The organism is Lentibacillus jeotgali (assembly GCF_000224785.1).
Lineage (GTDB): Bacteria > Bacillota > Bacilli > Bacillales > Amphibacillaceae > Lentibacillus > Lentibacillus jeotgali.
In genome coordinates, this window is record NZ_AGAV01000030.1 from 1 (window position 1) to 1,983 (window position 1,983).

Consider the following 1,983-nt stretch of genomic DNA (forward strand, 5'->3'; position numbering starts at 1 on the left):
ATATCTTGACTTTTGCAGTTAAAAGGAAGAAAAAACAGCCTTGAACCCGTATATAGATTGGGTTTCAGGCTGTTTTCTTTTGTCATAAACCTGTAGTGTAAATCAGCTTATTTTCGTCTCTCCCAAAATTTTTTTAATTTCTTTCAGAGACATGTATTTTTGTCCCAAATCTATACCCAGTTTCTCCTTGATATCCATAAGCACATCATCAAATGTATCCAGTAAATAATAATTTTCCTGAAGATGACTACACGATGCCTTCTGGAGACTCTCGAGGATGGACTTCACAGAGTATTTCCCTGCCAATCTTCTCTCCAGAAGCCGTGCGATGACCAGTGATACAAAGCAGGTGAGAAAATGGGATTCAATGTGCTCTTGCCTGGATAAATAAACCGGCCTGCTACTTATGTCGCTTTTCGTTATTTTGAAGGATTCTTCAATCTTCCAAAGTCCCCTGTACAGGTCAATAATCTTTTCATCCGTCTCTTTATATTCACTGGTCATAATGGCGTAATAACCATCCAGTTCTTCCTCTTTTCGCAGTTTCTCTTCATCAAAAAACAATGTCTTTTGACTGTTTTTCAATAGTTCACCTGTCTTTTTGTCATACGCCAAATTCTTTACATATTTTGCGGCTCCATATGTGGTTGCTTTATTGTATTTGGAAGGATTGTTGACAAGATCTTTTGCTTTATGCAGAGCCTCTGCCCGGTCGGCTTTTGCTTTTTGGGCGTATTTCCTGCTGTAAAAAATAACTTGTTTTTCATCCACCTGCTTTTTGATCTTTTTGCCACTCCTGCTGGTAACTGTGATCTCCCGCGGTTCGAGCCTCGATTTGATCTTAAAATCCTCCCCAATGGATCGGTACCCATTCTGATTCAGGACGTACTCCTTGAACTTCCGGTTAGCACCTCGAATGGAATAGCTCAAAATATATCCGTTGTTCGCAGACAGGGTGTACCAGATGTTGTCTCCTGTCGTCATGCCCTTATCAGCGACAACGATAGTCCTGCCAAGGTCAAAATTCTTCTGTATTTCCCGAAGCATCGGAATAAACGTTTGTTTGTCCAACATGTTCCCGGGATGAAGCCCGTAGGTAATGGGAATGCCATCCGTATCCATGAACAACCCCATTTGAATAATCGGGTCTGGTCGATGTTCTTTCGATACCCCTTTCCGACGCACATCGTCCTGCTCATCTATTTCAAAATAGTAATTTGTTACATCATAATAAACCAGGCTGGTATTGCGCCCGTATTGTTCCTGTATGCGTTTGTGCATCCAGCGCTGGAGCTCGTCCTTATGCTTATTCAGGAAGGATAAACAACGATAAACATCATCTAATGAGAAATCTGTCTTCTCAAAAAAGGTATCCTTCATTTCATATGTATGCTTTTTGGATGCTGGATAAAGCAGCCGTCCATAAGTCAGCAATTTCATGATACTATTCGCATCATAATCACTGTTGGTATGACGTTGTCGATTTTTTAAAAAAGTATGGATACCGAGTTCGTGATAGACCTTGCTTAAGGCGGCATAACCAAGATTTTTTCGGTTGGTTTCATCCTTTTGGAGTCTTTGGTTTTTGTCCATACTTAAAGTGATGGATGTGTCTTTTTCAGCCTGTTCCTGATTCATTTTCCTTATCTCATCTTTAAAGTGAGAAACGGGATCTGTATATTCCTTTTCCAGTTCATCCAGATAACCCAGGGACTGAATGGTCTTGGATCGTGTCTTCTTGGTTTCCTTATCGCGATAACTCTGCACAATGGATAAGTAGATTCGTCCCGTTTTCTTGTTTTTCATCTTTCGTAGAAACATGGGAAAGCCTCCGTTACCAAGGGATTGTATGTGTTTATTATAACATATGAATCCACATAAATCCACAATTACTAGACATAAAAATAAAATAAAAAAACTGATACAGATTGTCGTATCAGGGTTTATAAAACATCATTATATAAAACTGCTGCAAAAGTAACG

1 protein-coding gene is annotated in these 1,983 nt (G+C 39.6%); it reads right to left on the reverse strand.

The window, feature by feature from the left end; all coding sequences use genetic code 11:
* Nucleotides 1–102: 102 nt before the first annotated feature.
* Nucleotides 103–1,821 carry an IS1634 family transposase gene (locus ON01_RS18420; protein WP_010532499.1) on the reverse strand — a complete coding sequence of 573 codons (1,719 nt, stop codon included), beginning with the start codon at nucleotides 1,819–1,821 and terminating at the stop codon, nucleotides 103–105.
* Nucleotides 1,822–1,983: the final 162 nt, after the last annotated feature.